The sequence below is a fragment of the Bradyrhizobium sp. B117 genome (assembly GCF_038969555.1).
Classification (GTDB): domain Bacteria; phylum Pseudomonadota; class Alphaproteobacteria; order Rhizobiales; family Xanthobacteraceae; genus Bradyrhizobium.
In genome coordinates, this window is sequence record NZ_CP152414.1 from 2,794,963 (window position 1) to 2,809,559 (window position 14,597).

Here is a 14,597-nt window from a genome sequence, read left to right on the forward strand (position 1 = left end):
AGGTCTTCCATGAGTCGCCTTGTCTACGTCCTCAATGGACCAAATCTCAATTTGCTCGGCAAGCGCCAGCCCCACATCTACGGTCACGAGACGCTTGCGGACGTGGAGCGAGACTGCCGGGCGCTGGCCAAGGAGCTTGGCCTGGAGATTCGCTTTCATCAATCCAACAGGGAATATGAGCTGATCGACTGGATCCACGAGGCGCGTGAGACGGCAGCCGGTATCGTGATGAACCCCGCGGCTTTCACCCATACGTCGGTCGCCATCCTGGATGCTCTGAACACGTTCGAGGGGACAGTGATCGAGGTGCATATTTCCAACGTGCACAAGCGCGAGGAATTCCGCCACCACTCGTTTGTCTCCAAACGAGCTGATGGGGTCATCGCAGGCTTCGGCACCCAGGGTTATCTGCTCGGCTTGCGTCGTGTGGCCAAGCTGCTTGATGGGAAGAAGGAATAGCATCGTATGAGTTCACCAGTCCGCCTGTCGGTGATGGGAGCGGGTCTCATCGGCAAGCGACATATCGAGCACATTCTCGCGCGACCGGAGGCGATGCTGTCGTCGATCGTCGATCCGATGCCGGCGGCTAGAGATTTGGCGGCGTCGCTGAAGGTGGACTGGTTTCCGTCCTTTCAGGACATGCTCTCCGGAAATCGGCCAGAAGGGGTGGTTGTCGCCACCCCCAATCAGATGCATGTGGCCAACGGCATGGATTGTATCGCAGCTCACATCCCGGCGCTCATCGAGAAGCCGTTAGCGGATGATGTTGCCGCAGCACAGGCCCTGGTCGAAGCTGCCGAGCGCGCGGGCGTCCCGCTGCTCACCGGCCATCATCGCCGTCACAATCCGATGATCCAACGCGCCAAGGTGGAGGTCGACAGCGGCCGGCTCGGCCAGATCGTGTCGGTGCATGGCATGTTCTGGCTGATCAAGCCGGACGAGTATTTCGACGTGGCCTGGCGCCGCGAAAAAGGAGCGGGGCCTGTTTTCCTGAATCTCATCCACGATGTCGACCTGCTGCGGTACCTGTGTGGGGATATCGTCGCGGTGCAAGCCGCTCAATCCAATCGGCTGCGTGGAAATGCGGTCGAAGAGACAGCGGTAATCATCCTCCACTTCGCCTCCGGCGCGCTGGGAACGGTCAATGTCTCCGACACCGTCCAGGCGCCCTGGAGCTGGGAATTCACCGCCGGTGAGAACCCAGCCTACACTCATACGCAGGAGACCTGTTACCAGATCGGCGGCACGAAGGCATCGCTAGCCGTTCCGCAGCTGGATCTATGGCATCACCCAAGCAAAGCGAGCTGGTGGGCGCCGATCGAGCGCGAGCGGCTGAGCTACGAGACAGCAGACCCGCTCGGCCTGCAAATAGCCAATTTCTGCGGCGTCATCCGCCGTACGACCGAGCCTGTAGTGACCGGGCGTGAAGGGCTGAAAACCCTTCGCGTGATCGATGCGATCAAACGCGCGGCGGAAACCGGAGATCTCGTGTCGGTTTGATACCGGGAAGCACAGGCATCAATGTCGGGGTATCGAGGTCATAGCGTCAAGAACGACAACATTTGGCGGACTATCAAGGCGCCACTAATAGTAAGTACACGAAGCACTATGATCGTGCGACGAATGCCCACTTTCTAAGCCCAGTGGTACGACCAGTAAGTCATTGATTATTCTCAGCCCCTGGCTGACTCTTAATCAGCGGGTCCCAGGTTCGAGCCCTGGTGCGCCCACCAAAGGAAAAATCTTCTTTTCCAGGACCTTCGCGGGATAACGGCCAAGAACAAAAAGGGGATCGTGCGACGTTTCTCTGATCGGATGTCGCACGGCTGGATTTTCGCGCGACTTTTCCTTTGTTTCCGCATCTTCTCCTTGCTTATGTATCTTCAACCCATTCGATACAGCGCCTAGATTTGATGGTACAGTGCGAGTACTTGCTCGTCGTAGAACAGGATATTAGGGCGAACAAAACGGACAATCTGTTCTGCGCGGCGCCGCAAGGTATGCCTACTGCGGAGCCAGAACCGGATTGTCTGGGACGGGTTTCGATTCGCTCCCCCGCTACGCCGGGCCACGATTTTGTAAGCGAAACGACGATTCTTCTACGCTCTCGTTGCTGGTAACGCCCAGGTGCGAGGCGGCGATATACCTTGGCGGGCGCGCGGCCAAGCCTTACTTGCCGGCTACATTGCCGCAGTTTGAGGTGCGCGCTGAGGACGCGGGCGCCGCCAGCAGTGATCGTGACAGGGAACTCTTTAGCGGGAAATTCGATCGAGACGTAGCCGGTGGCGATGATCGGTCAGCAGGTGTGCGCCACCCAGGACAGCGGCCAGCGTTCCGAGCCCGGTCCCGCCGGCAATCAGGAACATGATCAGCAATTGATATTTTGCCGCATCGACCGGCTCGACGCCCGCGAGAATCTGGCCAGTCATCATCCCCGGCAAGGAAACAAGACCGATCGCCGCCATGCTGTTCATGATCGGCATGAAGCCGCTTCTCAACGCATCCCGTATGACTGGTAGCAGGGCCTGATACCGGGTGCCGCCGAGCGCAAGACAAGCTTCTATGGCGGCTCGTTCGCGCACCAGACTATTTGTCAGCACGTCCAAGCCGAGACTTATGCCGGTCATGGTGTTGCCCAGGATCATGCCCAACAAAGGCAGCGCATAGCGCGGATGATACCAGGGATCCGGGCGTAGCTCCGTCAGGAGCGCGAACATCGTGACGGTACCGGCGGCGAGCAGCGTGCAGCCGGCGCCCAAGCCGTAGCTCCAAATGCCGGGTAGGCGTCGCTTCTGCCGCGCGACGATTTCGCGCGAGGCGAACAGAACCATGATGGAGGCGGCGAGCGCGGTCCAGAGTGGCGACACCGCGGCAAACAGGAACGTCAGCACGTATCCCACTAGCACGAGTTGAAGCACCATCCGCACTGTTGCGATGGCCAGTTGTTTTTCAAGCTTGAGGCGGAGAACAAGCGAGAGAACGCCGTCCATGACGACGAGGAGCGCGGGCAGGGCCAGGTCACCGTACGAAAGCTGGATGTAGGTCACGGCCGATTTTCCTCGATGCCACCATCGGGGCCCATCGCGAATATCCTTGACCCGACGCGGCGGGCTTGAGCGTTGTCGTGGGTGCTCCAGATGACGCTGGTTCCATTCGAAATGCGTTCGGCGATCAAGGATTCCACTGCAGCAGCGGATGCAGAGTCGAGCGCCGAGGTTGGCTCGTCGAGCAGAAGCACCCGCGATCGCAGCATGAGCGCCCGCACCAGCCCCAATCGCTGTCTCTCGCCGGTCGAAAGTCTTTGGATCAGCCAAGGTCCGCAGTCGTCCGGCAGTCCCAAACGTTTGACCAGCGGCAGGGCATCATCCCAGCCGCTAAAGTGATCTTGCACGGTGTCCGACCACCAGCCAGGCTCGGCTGCGAGATAGGTCACTCGTTTTCGCCAGGCGGGGGCGGGCATCGCCTCTCTGAGCGTTCCGTCCAGCTTGACCGTGCCTTCGTTGGGATCGAGATCCGCGATGGAGCGGAGCAGCAAGGTCTTTCCTGCTCCGGAAGGCCCTTGCAGGGCGACGCATTCGCCGTCCTGCAAGTCGAACGACACAGAGATGTGCAGGCGCTTGAGCCCGCGGACCGTCAGCATGCGTCAAAGCTTAAGCTGCAGCCGGTCGGCAACCCGCCTGGCGATCTCCGTCGGCGCCTCGTTCGGGTAGGGATGCACCGAGCTGACATTGATCTCGCCGAGCACGTAGCTGTCGCTCCCATCGGCCTGGACGGGGCCGAGCATGACGTCGGCGTCCCAGATCGCGGGGAGGTCATCTCGCGCGATGTCCAGCAGCGAGGTTAACTGTGGCGTCCACTCGTCCTCCATCAACCGACGCAGCCGCTGGAAGCGGGGGTCTGCGTTCGACGTGTAGAGCCGCGGTCCGGCTTCGGAACGCGCGACCGGCGAGTCGACCAAGGCTTTGACTTTGTGATGGCCGAAGCCGGCGCAGCGATCGCCCGCCATGTAGCAGCGGACCACGCCCTCGCTCAGGCGAGGCTGGAACGGTTGGTCGATCACGCTGCCGTTCTCGAAATACTCGGCGCAGCGACGGAGAAATTCATCCAGCGTCAGTTCCTCGGGCGCGTCCTTGGTCGCGTCCAGCACCTTTATCATGGAGGAGGTCGGCAGCTTCTCGACTTTCCATACGCCTTGGCCGCCGTTGCCTCGGTTGCGTTTGATCACGCGCGGGCCGGTGGCGAGCCGCGCCGGCAACTCGGCGCGCATGGCCGCGGCGGTTTGATAGAGCGCCGTGTCTGATCCCCAGCCCATCGAGCGGGTACGATAGAGGACCTCCTTGGTGCCCATCTTGAGGATGACATCGGGATGGGCGCTCACCCATACGCCCTGCGTGGCGACGTCGCGCAGCAGGGCGTCGAGACCGGCGCGGTTTCGGCCGTCTTGAATCGGGTTAACCCAGACGAGCACGCCGTCCACTGCGAGCAGTTGTTCGCGGACGGCGTCGGCGAAGCGTTCGTCGTAGATTGCGGGGCGCCCATCGACGCCGACGGCGGCGAGCGCCTCGAAGACGTCGACGAAGCGGCCCTTTTTCGAGGTCGCGTCTCGACGCGCGACGGCGTCTCCTCGCGAGAGGATGGCGACGGTACGTCGGGAAGAGGGTTGTTTTTCGGTATCCATGCGCAAGCTCCACGTGTTGCGTGCTGCGCAGAACTTGGACCGAAGTCTCGCCGGGAGTCTGCTTGATCCCGCTCAGGCAGTCTACGTGAGGTCGCGGGGCCCCATCAAGTGGTCATTCTCCGGATGCAAAGTCAGGTGCAGCGCCGAGATCAATTTCGTTCCATTCGATAGCCAAAAATCTTCGTGACGTCGGTCCAGAATTGCTTGGAATCCTTCAGCACACGCGGGTTGACAGCCCCGCCATCTGGGCTTTTATTCGCGCCACGGGGAAATGCGATCTCCCCGCGAGGCGTCATGCCCAAGAATCGCGTCCTGATCACCAAGGGCGCAGCATGTCAGCATCGTACACCTCCATTTCACCGGACAAACTGTTTCGATTGATAGGCACGGCGGCCGCGCCGACGCTCATCGATGTACGCATCGACGAGGACTTCTCTGCTGATCCGCGGCTGATTCCCGGCGCGGTGCGGCGCTCGCACCTCGACGTTCAGGACTGGGCCTCTCGCCTGACGGGCCAGTCCGTTGTCGTGGTCTGTCACAAGGGCAAGAAGCTCAGCGAAGGCACCGCGGCCTGGCTCCGCTGCGGCAAGGTTGCGGCCGAGATTCTCGAAGGTGGCCATCTCGGCTGGAAGCAAGCAAACCATCCGACGGTCCCAGCCAACAAGATCCCGAAGCGCGACGGGCGTGGTCGCACGGTGTGGGTCACGCGAGCACGTCCCAAGATCGATCGCATCGCCTGCCCATGGCTAATCCGTCGTTTCGTCGATCCCACTGCCCAATTCCTGTTCGTCACGCCGGCCGAGGTCGAAGCCGTGGCCGAGCGCTTCGAGGCCACGCCGTTCGACGTCGAGAACGTGTTCTGGAGCCACCGCGGTGAACTCTGCACCTTCGACGTGATGGTCAAGGAGTTCGGCCTGTCGTCGCCCGCGCTAGAGCGGCTCGCGACGATGGTCCGCGCCGCCGACACGGGGCGGCTTGATCTGTCTCCGGAGGCACCGGGCCTCGCTCGGCCTGTCGCGCATGTTCGATGACGACCTTGAGCAGTTGAACGCGGGTTTCCTGCTCTACGACGCGTTCTACCGATGGTGCCGCGATGCGGCCAGGGAGACGCACAACTGGCCGACCAACAAGGCCAGTGCCTGACCGGGCTGACTTACGGCAGGCAAGGCTACGAACGACCTGGGGCAGGGACAAAACCAGGAGAACCAACATGCGAACACGGACAGTCCTTCAGGCAACCATCTTGCTCGCGATAGCGAGCGTTTGGTCACCCGCCCACGCCCTGACCCAGGAGGAGCTCGTCGCAAAGATCCAGGCGGCCGGCTACTCGCAGGTGAGCGATATCAAGTCGACGGCGGAAGGCACGACCGCCAAGGCGATGAAGAACGGCAAGCCGGTGACGCTCGTCGTCGACAGCAGCGGCCAGATCAAAGAGCGAAACTGAGTTCGAGGAGCAGTATGATGAAACGGACAATTCACGCGCTGATCGCGCTCGGCGCATGTATCCTGGCACCTGCTTTCGGCTCTTTCGTTTCGCCGGCGCGTGCGCAGAGCGTCGACTGGCAGAAGGTCGACGAGACGCTGGGGCGGAAGGCTGCCGTCTCGGACGACGTCCACCGCTACGGCTTTCCCCGGACCGATCTGTCCGTGACGCTGGATGGGGTCACGATCAAGCCGGCGCTGGCGCTCGGTGGCTGGGTCGCGTTCAAGCCAGGGCACGGCGGCGCCATGGTCATGGGCGACCTTGTGCTGCTCGAGACCGAGATCAATCCCGTGATGGCGAAGATGATCGCGAGCGGTCTCGAAATCACCGCCGTGCACAATCATCTGCTGCGCGCGAGCCCGGCGACCTTCTACATGCACGTCGCCGGCAACGGCGATCCCGTCAAGCTGGCCTCGGCGATCCACGACGCGCTCGCCGAAAGCAAGACCCCGCTGACGGCCGCAGCACCGTCCAGCCCGCCGCCGGCCGTCGATCTCGACACGGCGAAGCTCGACCAGATCATCGGCGTGAAGGGGCAGGCCAACGGCGGCGTCTATCAGTTCAACGTCAAGCGGCGAGACCCGATCATGCAGGACGGCATGCCGTTGACCCCCGTCGGCCCGATGGGCGTCGCGATCGGTATCAATTTCCAGCCGACCGGCGGCGGGAAGGCGGCCATCACGGGTGACTTCGTGCTGACGGGCGACGAGGTGAACCCGGTCATCCTGGCCCTGCGGACGCACGGCATCGAGGTCACGGCGCTTCACAGCCATATGCTGGATGAGCAGCCGCGGCTCTTCTTCATGCATTTCTGGGCGAACGACGACGCCGTCAAGCTGGCCGAGGGCTTGCGTGCGGCGCTCGACAAGACGGCAAGCACGAAAAGCTGACGCAAAGGGAAGACCGAGCGATGCGCGCGTTCATGATGATGTTCATGGTTGCAGCCGGCGTGCTGGCGAGCATAAACGTCGCGATCGGCCAGACCAGTTGCAAGGTCTGCGCCGATCAGCAGAAGGCCTGCATGAAGAACTATGCGGGGCCGACCTGCAAGTCCGAGTACCAGATGTGCATGAAGTCCTGCAAGAAATGACGCGCCGCGCTGGGCGTGTTGGCATAAGGCGGGTGCTGCTCGGTCTTGCGGTGTTGGCTGGCGGTCTGACGTCCGACCGCGTCGCCGCCGCAGATGCACGCAAGCTCTCAGGCGTGCAGATCAGAGCAAGGCTTGCGGGCATGCAGCTCACAGATGAAGTGCACTATCGCTTCGTCTGCGAGCGTGATGGTACGCTGAGGAGTTATGCGATGGGCACGAAGAAGATCGGGAAATGGTCCATCGAAAAGGATGAGCTATGCCTTTGGCTCGGCGAGCATGATGATGGTTGCTACGCGGTGACGGTGAGGGGCGAGCGTTTGGAATTGATACCATCAGGAATCGGGGGCGCGCTCGACGGGATCGTCCAGCCCGCGGAACACAATTAAGGGGCACGACGGCGAGCCGGCCGGCGGGCTTGCCTCGCCCCTCCGGCGGATAGCTTCCGCGGCAAGGATCTTCGTGATCAATACTTCGGCCGGTGCGAAGTGGCCCATTCGCGCGCGTGTTCGATCGGCAGGCGCTGCACTGCCGCGCGCACCTTTTGCGTTGCCGGCAGATTGTCCATGCGCTCCCGCCAGCGGCAGAATGCTGGGAACTTCGGATACATCGATTGCCCCTCGGCTGTCAGGCTGAACGCGAAGGTGCTCGGCAGCAGGTAGAAATCTGCGATCGACAGTTCGTCGCCCAGCAGGAAGTTCTTGCCATGGGCGAGCTGGCCTTCGGCCACCGCAAGTCCGGTCTCGACCTTGGGCAACGCGTGGGCCACGACCTTCTCGTCGGAGGCAATGCCGAGTTCGGGGAAAACCAGGCGCTCGTGCGTCACGTGGTAAATCATGTAGGGGTAGTAGTAGGAATTGACCGCGCTGATCCACTGGTTCATGCGCGCCCGCGCCTTGATGTCCTTGGGCGTAAGCGACGGGCCGCCGAAGGCTTCGTCGACATAAGCGGCTATCGCGCTCGTCTCGTAGATAGTGAGATCGCCATGTTCGAGGATCGGCACGCGGTTGAACGGGTGCAGCCCCAGATGATCGGGCTTGCCCATGACCGGCTCGAGGTCGTGGAAGCGGTAAGCGACGTCCTTGTGTGTCAGGATCAGTCTGACGATGTTGACGAAGGTGCTGCGTGGAAAGCCGTAGACGATCGGATCAGACATCTTGGTTGTCTCCTGTAATTGGTCTCAGCGCCAGAAGAGCTTTGCGGCCTCTCGCAACACCTCGTCGCGCGTCAGGCCAAGGTCGTTGAGCAGATGCGGGTCGTCGGCGATCTCGCGCAAGGCGATGCGTTGAAAAGGCCGGTCGAGCCAGTCCCACCACCTCGGTCGCCCAACGGGCGCTAGTATTTCTGAGCTGGATTGAGGAAGTGGCGTGGCAGCGTCCGCGGCCCGGACCGGCTGGATCGACGAAATGTCGGTTGACAGGATTGACATCGACGGGCTCCAAATCGCTTGAAATGCTTCTCTGGAGCTGTTCAATAGTATTGCGGGATGCTTCCCCGCAAAGCATCGTTTCTCGTGCTTGCCCTAATTTTTCTCATGAAGTCGGTGCGATGCGCCCACGCCTGCCGCCGCTCAATGCCCTGAAGGCCTTCGAAGCCGCCGCGCGCCACGAGAGTTTTACGCGCGCGGCTGAAGAGCTTTGCGTCACCCAGGGCGCGGTGAGCCATCAGGTGAAGGCGCTGGAAACTGAGCTCGCGGTCAAGCTGTTCAATCGTGAACGTCAGCGCCTGATCATCACCGAAGCGGGGCGCGATTATCTTTCGGTCGTGCGCGATGCGCTCGACCGTATCGCCATCGGCACCGAGCGGTTGTTGCAGCGACAGAATGCCGGCGTGCTCACGGTCTCGACGTCTCCGGATTTTGCCGCCAAATGGCTGGTGCACCGGCTCGGCCATTTTGCCGAGGCGCATACCGGCATCGACCTGCGCGTTTCTGCCACCCTTCACCATGTAGACTTTGCGCGTGAGGAGGTGGACCTCGCGGTCCGCCATGGCGATGGCAGTTGGCCAGGCCTAGATGCAATTAGGCTATCGACGGAGCGGCTCTTTGCCGTATGCAGTCCAAAGCTCTTGTCGAATCGCCGTCGCATCGGGGGCGTCGCTGATATCCTCAAATTTCCCTTGATCCATCTCGACAGCCGATCCGACTGGGGGAATTGGTTGCGTGGTGTCGGTATCGAGGACGCCGGTGTCACACACGGGCCTGTGCTCAATCGTGCGAGCATGGTTATCGATGCCGCGATTAATGGGCAGGGCATCGCGCTCGCTCGAACGACGCTGGCTGCGTGGGATTTGATCAACGGTCGGCTGGCACTCGCATTTCCGGAGTCAACGCCGCTCTCCAAGACCTATTGGATCGTATGCCCGAAGGCCTCTGCAGCGCAGCCAAAGATCGCGACCTTTCGCGACTGGCTGCTCGCGGAGGCCTCAAACGACCTTCGTCAACTCAAATCACTCGTCGGGACATCGAAGACGAAGCCGCGGTGATTACCAAACTGTCGTACCCTGTGTGTTGACGCTCGTTGCGATCTTAAAGGTCGGCGAACTCAGATCCTTTGGCGAGCGGTTGCGGCCGCTCTCACAGGACAGGAACAGAAGCCTCCAATCCTTTGTTTAGACATCGAGGGTCCAGCAAAGGAGAAGGACCATGATCACGAGCAAAATTACCATCTTGGGAGCGGTGCTGGCCTTCAGCACCACCTCAGTCTATGCGGGTCCCTGCGATACTGCGAGCCGCGATGCAGGATCAGGAAACGTCCCGGGCTACACCGGGCAAACTACGGGTTCCACAGCAACGGATTCCAAGGAGCATCCGCCGACATCTTCCATGAGCAAGGCCTCGGAGCATACCGCGACGTCATCGCAAGACGCGCAGCGCCAGATGCAGAACCAGCCTACCGCCGCAGAGCAGTCAACGGCGACCAAGCCTGCACCTTCCGCGCAGCAACCGGATAGGACAGCAGGCACCGTCGAGCAGACCCGTCCCGCGCCTACTGAACAGTCAAAGAAGGCGACGGCGGGCGCGGCGGAGCCCGCACCTTCCGAGAAAAAGGCGACGGACTGCTAGAAGTGCGGGGAGAATCGGAGAGTATCGAGGGCTGGCCGAGCACCTTGGCCCTCGATCAGTCCCGCCGCAGATCGCGCATAAATAACTCAACAAATTTCATGTACTTGAGACAAAAAGGTCGCCTGTATTAATTGTCCGGGCCCGATGCTGGTCACTTCCATCTATAAGACGTCAGCAAACGCGTTCTCGTGATCGTACAGTAAGGCTGTCTGACCTTAATTCATTGAACCGAACGGTAGCCCGTCAGTTAACCTGTATCACCGCTCGACAAGAGAGGCGTCGGTGACTGAGAGACCAATCGCGCTCCCGCCAGAGACGACAGGGAGAGCGCCATGATCGACCACCCTGATTTCCATTCATATTCAATCCAAGCACGCATCTGCCTTGGCGTCGCGATCTTCGGCGCCCTCCTCTTCATTGCAGTGGCGATGACCACCATCTAGCCCGCGCAGTAAGGCCGCCAGAAGACCGCTCGAGAGCCTCGAGTTTAGGTTTTTTCTGGCATCGCTTTCGTCCCGGATGCATACTTGTCACATCACCGCACGGCACCGTTGCTTCGATCGGTGATGAGAACGCCGGTTGCGCTCCCGCCCAAACATAGGGGAAGGAGAGTGCCATGAGACGAAGATCATCCCACACATTTGACGACAATCTGAACGCGGAGAGAGCCCGCATCATAGCGGAACTGGAAAACACACAGCCAGGACCCCAGCGCGATCTTTTGGAAAGCAAACTGCGCCAACTCGAAACCGCTTCTCATGTAGACGGGTGGCTGACGTCGCCGGGCCTGCAACCTCCTGAAGAATAGGCCGCCTCTGTGCAAGGGGTCAGCAGATGCATGAATACCGCGCGTATATCATGGGCCTCGACGGGCATATCGAGCTTAGCGTCGTTCTAATGTGCCAGGACGAAACGGAAGCTAAAAAGCGCGCCAGACGCCTGGCTGACGGGTACGACGTAGAGTTGTGGATTCAAGATCGAAAAGTAGCGGAATTTAAGAGTGAGTAGGACCGCCCTCGATTGGCGGCCTCTCTCGTGCCCGTCAGCCTCCTATGTCGCAGTTGGCCCAGTTCGGACTTCTCCGAACGGAAATTGGCCCGGCCGTTAGCCTCCATCGAACGGAGAAGGAGTCATAGTGTTCTTGCAGTAGCAGCAACGGCAATATCGTTGTCCTTTGCCTTGGTCCCTGCATCTGCCGAGGAGGCCCGCTGATTGCCGCTGCAGAGAGCGGTGATCTCGATCAAGCTGAAGTGAATAAGCCGCCAAGCTCGCAAGCCTGTCTTCTTGCCGGTTCCTAATTGACAAGAAATCTCGCCTTGGCAAAGTCCCGGGCTTGGGGACGGCGATCTCCCCATGAGGCGACATGCCCAAGCATCGCGTCCGGATTTCCGAGAAGGACGCAGCATGTCATCCGTCAACGACGGGTTTTCGCCAGATCGTTCAGCGTCCTTGCTGAGCGTAAGAGACCTGACCAAGCGCTATGGAAGAGACCGCGCCGCCATCGACGGCGTGACGTTCTCTGCTGTCGCCGGCGAAATCCTCGGCATCATCGGCCCAAATGGCGCCGGCAAGACGACGCTCCTGGAAGCCGTTGCCGGACTTCTACCGGTGAATTCAGGCGACGTCTTTTGGTGCGGAGAGCCGTTGCATGCAGGCCGTCGGCGCGACGTCCTGTTCTACCTGCCCGATGGCGTCCGCCCATACCAAGACCAATCGGTCCTGCAGGTCGTGTCATTCGTCGGCAACGTGTTTCGACGGTCAGACGCAGACATCGGCTCGATCATCGAAGCGCTTGGGTTGCAGCCAGTGCTTCGAAAGCGCGTGCACGCTCTGTCAAAGGGCTATGCCCGACGCCTGATGCTGATCATCGGGCTGCTCGCGCCGCATGACCTGCTGCTGATGGACGAACCATTTGACGGATTTGACTTGCGGCAGACGCGCGATGTCATGGGCGTATTGCGCCGCCACACGGCACGCGGACGCACGCTGATACTCTCCATCCATCAGTTGGCGGACGCCGAAAGGGTCTGCGACCGCTTCATCCTGCTCTCGGCAGGGCAGGTGCGCGGGTCCGGAGGACTTGCGGAATTGCGTGGGCAGACGGGACTGCCGAACGGCTCACTGGAGGATATCTTCCTTGCACTCACGTGAGGCATACGTGCGGCCCACCGCACCGATCGCTCCGCTGCTCGCAAAAGAGCTCCGCGAGGTCACGGCCGGTCGAGCGCTTTGGACCATGTTACTGCTGGTTTGTCCGCTCGTCGGGTACAGCTTCGTCCAGGCGGTGTCGCTGTACAGCGAGTCAAGTGCAGCGGCCCTGCAGTCGCCAGTTCTGGCGAGGAGCCTGTCACCGCTCGACGGAATCCTGGTCCCGACATTCGGCTCGTTTTATGTCGCGGTGACGTTGTTGTTTCCTTTCGTAGCGATCCGGGTGCTGGGACAGGAGAAGGAAAGTGGCGCATTGTGCCTACTGGTCCAGTTGCCTTACCGGACCTCGACGCTCGTCGCCGCAAAATTCTGCGCCGCACTGGCAGCCTGGCTCATCGTGAGCATTCCTGCGCTTTCCGCGCTGGCTGCCTGGGCCGTGTTGGGCGGCCATCTGGCTGCGCCAGAGACGCTGAACCTTCTGTTCGGCCATCTACTGTACGGTCTGCTCGCCGGCGCCATTGGCTTGTTTGCCGCGGTCGTCTCCAACAGTTCGGCAACCGCCGCCATCATCGCGCTCGCCGTCACCATCGGATCATGGGTGCTGGACTTCGCGCTCGCTGGCGGCTCTGGTCTGTCGGCCTGGCTTGCGCAATTGTCGCTAACCCAGGCGCTGCGTCCGTTCGAGCAGGGGCTTCTGTCGGCTGGCCTGGTGCTCGGCATAACTACCGCAATTGGTGGGCTCGCCGCGCTCACGATCGTCTGGCTTCCGCCCGGCACGCCGGTGCGAACAAAAGTAATCCGTTCTGGCTTGTGCGTGCTGACGATCGTAGCTGGACTCGCCGCCGCGGCCCAAATCAGGGAGTCCGTGGACGTCAGCCAGGATCGCCGCAACTCCTTTTCGTCCGCAGATGAGCGCTTGCTCGCGACGCTTCGGCGTCCGTTGGTCATAAAGGTCGATCTCGCGGCTGAGGACCCCCGCTATATCGATCTCCGGCGGAACGTTCTTGCGAAGCTCGAGCGCGTCATGCCCGACGTCACCGTCATTCTCGCGAGCGGGCGGTCAAACATCGCCAATTCGGACGCCTATGGTCAGGTTGACTATGCGTACGGTGGTCGAACCGACGTAAGCCGCTCTACCAGCCCGCGTGAAATTCTGCCGCTGTTATACGCGCTCGCGGGCGCGAAGCCACCTGCGCCTAGTCTTGGCGAAGAGTACCCTGGGTATCCATTGGTCGTCAGCGCGGACGCGACGCTGCTGTGGTTTGTCGGGGGATTACCGCTCCTGATTGTGCTCGCCTGGCGACACATTCGCCGGCTCCCCAAAACGAGGGCTCAGCCGTTCATCAAGGAGTCAAGCCATGAGTGTCAGTAACAAAGTCGGAACAGCCATCCTCTTGGCAATCGGTTGTGCGGTGCTGCCCAGCTTGGCCGCAGAGCCAATCAAAATTGACCTCTCGAATGAAACCGTCGGCGGGGAGCCAAAATCACTGGTGCCAGTGGTTGGCTTCTGGAGGATCGAGGAGGAGGGGGGCAAGAAGGTGATCACGGTCGATGGTCGCCAGTGGAAGGAGGGACAATCGTCGGCAGGTATCGCCGACAAGGCACGGGCTCTCTACGGGGAACGCTACGCTGAGTTTCTCGATCGCGTGCAGGCGTACGCCTACTATCCCTACGCCGTCGCGCCAAAGATCGACAACTTCAGCGATGGCGAAATTTCGGTGCGCTTTGAAGGCTTGTCCGGACGCATCGACCAGGGCGCCGGCATCCTCTTCAATCTCAAGCCAAATGGAGACTACCTAACAGTCCGCGCGAACTGCCTGGAGAACAATATCGTGCTGTGGAAGTTCGAGAACGGCAAGCGCTCTTCTGTCAAATGGGTGCGCAATACACCGACGGCGACGCGGCAGTGGCACGACCTCAAGGTTCGCGTGAACGGCACGAAGGTAGAAGGCTATCTCGACGGAAAGCTTTATCTGGAGCACACGTTGGCGCAACCGGTGTCCGGCCGGATCGGGCTTTGGTCGAAGGCCGACAGCCACATGTATTTCGCGGATTACATCGTGGCGGCCGGCAATTGAACAGTACCGAGGCGATATGGATGCAACCGACAATATCCCGTCGCACCCTTTGCTGCGCC

16 protein-coding genes and 1 pseudogene are annotated in these 14,597 nt (G+C 61.0%); 12 read left to right on the forward strand and 5 right to left on the reverse strand.

The window, feature by feature from the left end; genetic code table 11:
- Positions 1 to 9: 9 nt before the first annotated feature.
- The gene (aroQ, locus tag AAFG16_RS13715; RefSeq protein WP_342739446.1) at positions 10 to 459 is read left to right on the forward strand and encodes a type II 3-dehydroquinate dehydratase; all 450 of its coding nucleotides are present in this window, start codon (positions 10 to 12) and stop codon (positions 457 to 459) included.
- 6 nt (positions 460 to 465) lie between these two features.
- Positions 466 to 1,500, forward strand: coding sequence for a Gfo/Idh/MocA family oxidoreductase (locus AAFG16_RS13720; protein WP_342739447.1), 1,035 nt, complete (start codon positions 466 to 468; stop codon positions 1,498 to 1,500).
- 752 nt (positions 1,501 to 2,252) lie between these two features.
- Here the strand turns inward: AAFG16_RS13720 and fetB are convergent.
- From fetB to AAFG16_RS13735, 3 genes are read right to left on the reverse strand one after another with little or no spacing between them, the layout of a single operon-like run.
- Positions 2,253 to 3,047 carry an iron export ABC transporter permease subunit FetB gene (gene fetB, locus AAFG16_RS13725; RefSeq protein WP_342739448.1) on the reverse strand — a complete coding sequence of 265 codons (795 nt, stop codon included), beginning with the start codon at positions 3,045 to 3,047 and terminating at the stop codon, positions 2,253 to 2,255.
- Positions 3,044 to 3,640: an ATP-binding cassette domain-containing protein gene (locus AAFG16_RS13730; RefSeq protein WP_283084920.1), complete on the reverse strand. Its 597-nt coding sequence runs from the start codon at positions 3,638 to 3,640 to the stop codon at positions 3,044 to 3,046. Before AAFG16_RS13730 ends, fetB begins: the two co-directional genes overlap by 4 nt.
- A 3-nt stretch (positions 3,641 to 3,643) precedes the next feature.
- Positions 3,644 to 4,678, reverse strand: coding sequence for a Cj0069 family protein (locus AAFG16_RS13735; RefSeq protein WP_342739449.1), 1,035 nt, complete (start codon positions 4,676 to 4,678; stop codon positions 3,644 to 3,646).
- Between the two features lie 332 nt (positions 4,679 to 5,010).
- On the opposite strand from AAFG16_RS13735, the pseudogene AAFG16_RS13740 reads away from it, so the two are divergent.
- The 5 genes and pseudogenes from AAFG16_RS13740 to AAFG16_RS13760 all read left to right on the forward strand — a co-directional run bounded on the left by AAFG16_RS13740 (position 5,011) and on the right by AAFG16_RS13760 (position 7,637).
- Positions 5,011 to 5,821: pseudogene (locus tag AAFG16_RS13740) on the forward strand (sulfurtransferase/chromate resistance protein).
- 67 nt (positions 5,822 to 5,888) lie between these two features.
- Complete coding sequence (locus AAFG16_RS13745) at positions 5,889 to 6,122, forward strand: PepSY domain-containing protein (protein ID WP_342739451.1); 234 nt, start codon at positions 5,889 to 5,891, stop codon at positions 6,120 to 6,122.
- Between the two features lie 17 nt (positions 6,123 to 6,139).
- On the forward strand, positions 6,140 to 7,051 hold the full coding sequence (locus AAFG16_RS13750) for a DUF1259 domain-containing protein (protein ID WP_342739452.1): 912 nt from the start codon (positions 6,140 to 6,142) through the stop codon (positions 7,049 to 7,051).
- Between the two features lie 20 nt (positions 7,052 to 7,071).
- A complete protein-coding gene (locus AAFG16_RS13755; protein WP_342739454.1) occupies positions 7,072 to 7,251 on the forward strand; it encodes a hypothetical protein in 180 nt (59 codons plus the stop codon).
- On the forward strand, positions 7,227 to 7,637 hold the full coding sequence (locus tag AAFG16_RS13760) for a hypothetical protein (protein WP_342739455.1): 411 nt from the start codon (positions 7,227 to 7,229) through the stop codon (positions 7,635 to 7,637). The genes AAFG16_RS13755 and AAFG16_RS13760 overlap by 25 nt, the downstream gene beginning before the upstream one ends.
- 77 nt (positions 7,638 to 7,714) lie before the next feature.
- On the opposite strand, the gene AAFG16_RS13765 is transcribed toward AAFG16_RS13760, so the two are convergent.
- A complete protein-coding gene (locus tag AAFG16_RS13765) occupies positions 7,715 to 8,404 on the reverse strand; it encodes a glutathione S-transferase family protein (RefSeq protein ID WP_342739456.1) in 690 nt (229 codons plus the stop codon).
- A gap of 24 nt (positions 8,405 to 8,428) precedes the next feature.
- Positions 8,429 to 8,677: a hypothetical protein gene (locus AAFG16_RS13770; RefSeq protein ID WP_342739457.1), complete on the reverse strand. Its 249-nt coding sequence runs from the start codon at positions 8,675 to 8,677 to the stop codon at positions 8,429 to 8,431.
- Positions 8,678 to 8,796: 119 nt separating this feature from the next.
- Here AAFG16_RS13770 and AAFG16_RS13775 point away from each other — a divergent pair, with 119 nt between their 5' ends.
- The 5 genes from AAFG16_RS13775 to AAFG16_RS13795 all read left to right on the forward strand — a co-directional run bounded on the left by AAFG16_RS13775 (position 8,797) and on the right by AAFG16_RS13795 (position 14,538).
- Positions 8,797 to 9,732, forward strand: coding sequence for a transcriptional regulator GcvA (locus AAFG16_RS13775; protein WP_342739458.1), 936 nt, complete (start codon positions 8,797 to 8,799; stop codon positions 9,730 to 9,732).
- Positions 9,733 to 9,892: 160 nt separating this feature from the next.
- Entirely contained in the window at positions 9,893 to 10,312 is a 420-nt protein-coding gene (locus tag AAFG16_RS13780) for a hypothetical protein (RefSeq protein WP_283084928.1), read from the forward strand.
- Positions 10,313 to 11,716: 1,404 nt separating this feature from the next.
- Positions 11,717 to 12,463, forward strand: a complete 747-nt coding sequence (locus AAFG16_RS13785) for an ABC transporter ATP-binding protein (RefSeq protein ID WP_342739459.1) — start codon at positions 11,717 to 11,719, stop codon at positions 12,461 to 12,463.
- A gap of 85 nt (positions 12,464 to 12,548) precedes the next feature.
- Complete coding sequence (locus tag AAFG16_RS13790) at positions 12,549 to 13,832, forward strand: ABC transporter permease subunit (RefSeq protein ID WP_342739460.1); 1,284 nt, start codon at positions 12,549 to 12,551, stop codon at positions 13,830 to 13,832.
- A complete protein-coding gene (locus tag AAFG16_RS13795) occupies positions 13,819 to 14,538 on the forward strand; it encodes a hypothetical protein (protein ID WP_342739461.1) in 720 nt (239 codons plus the stop codon). The genes AAFG16_RS13790 and AAFG16_RS13795 overlap by 14 nt, the downstream gene beginning before the upstream one ends.
- Positions 14,539 to 14,597 lie beyond the last annotated feature (59 nt).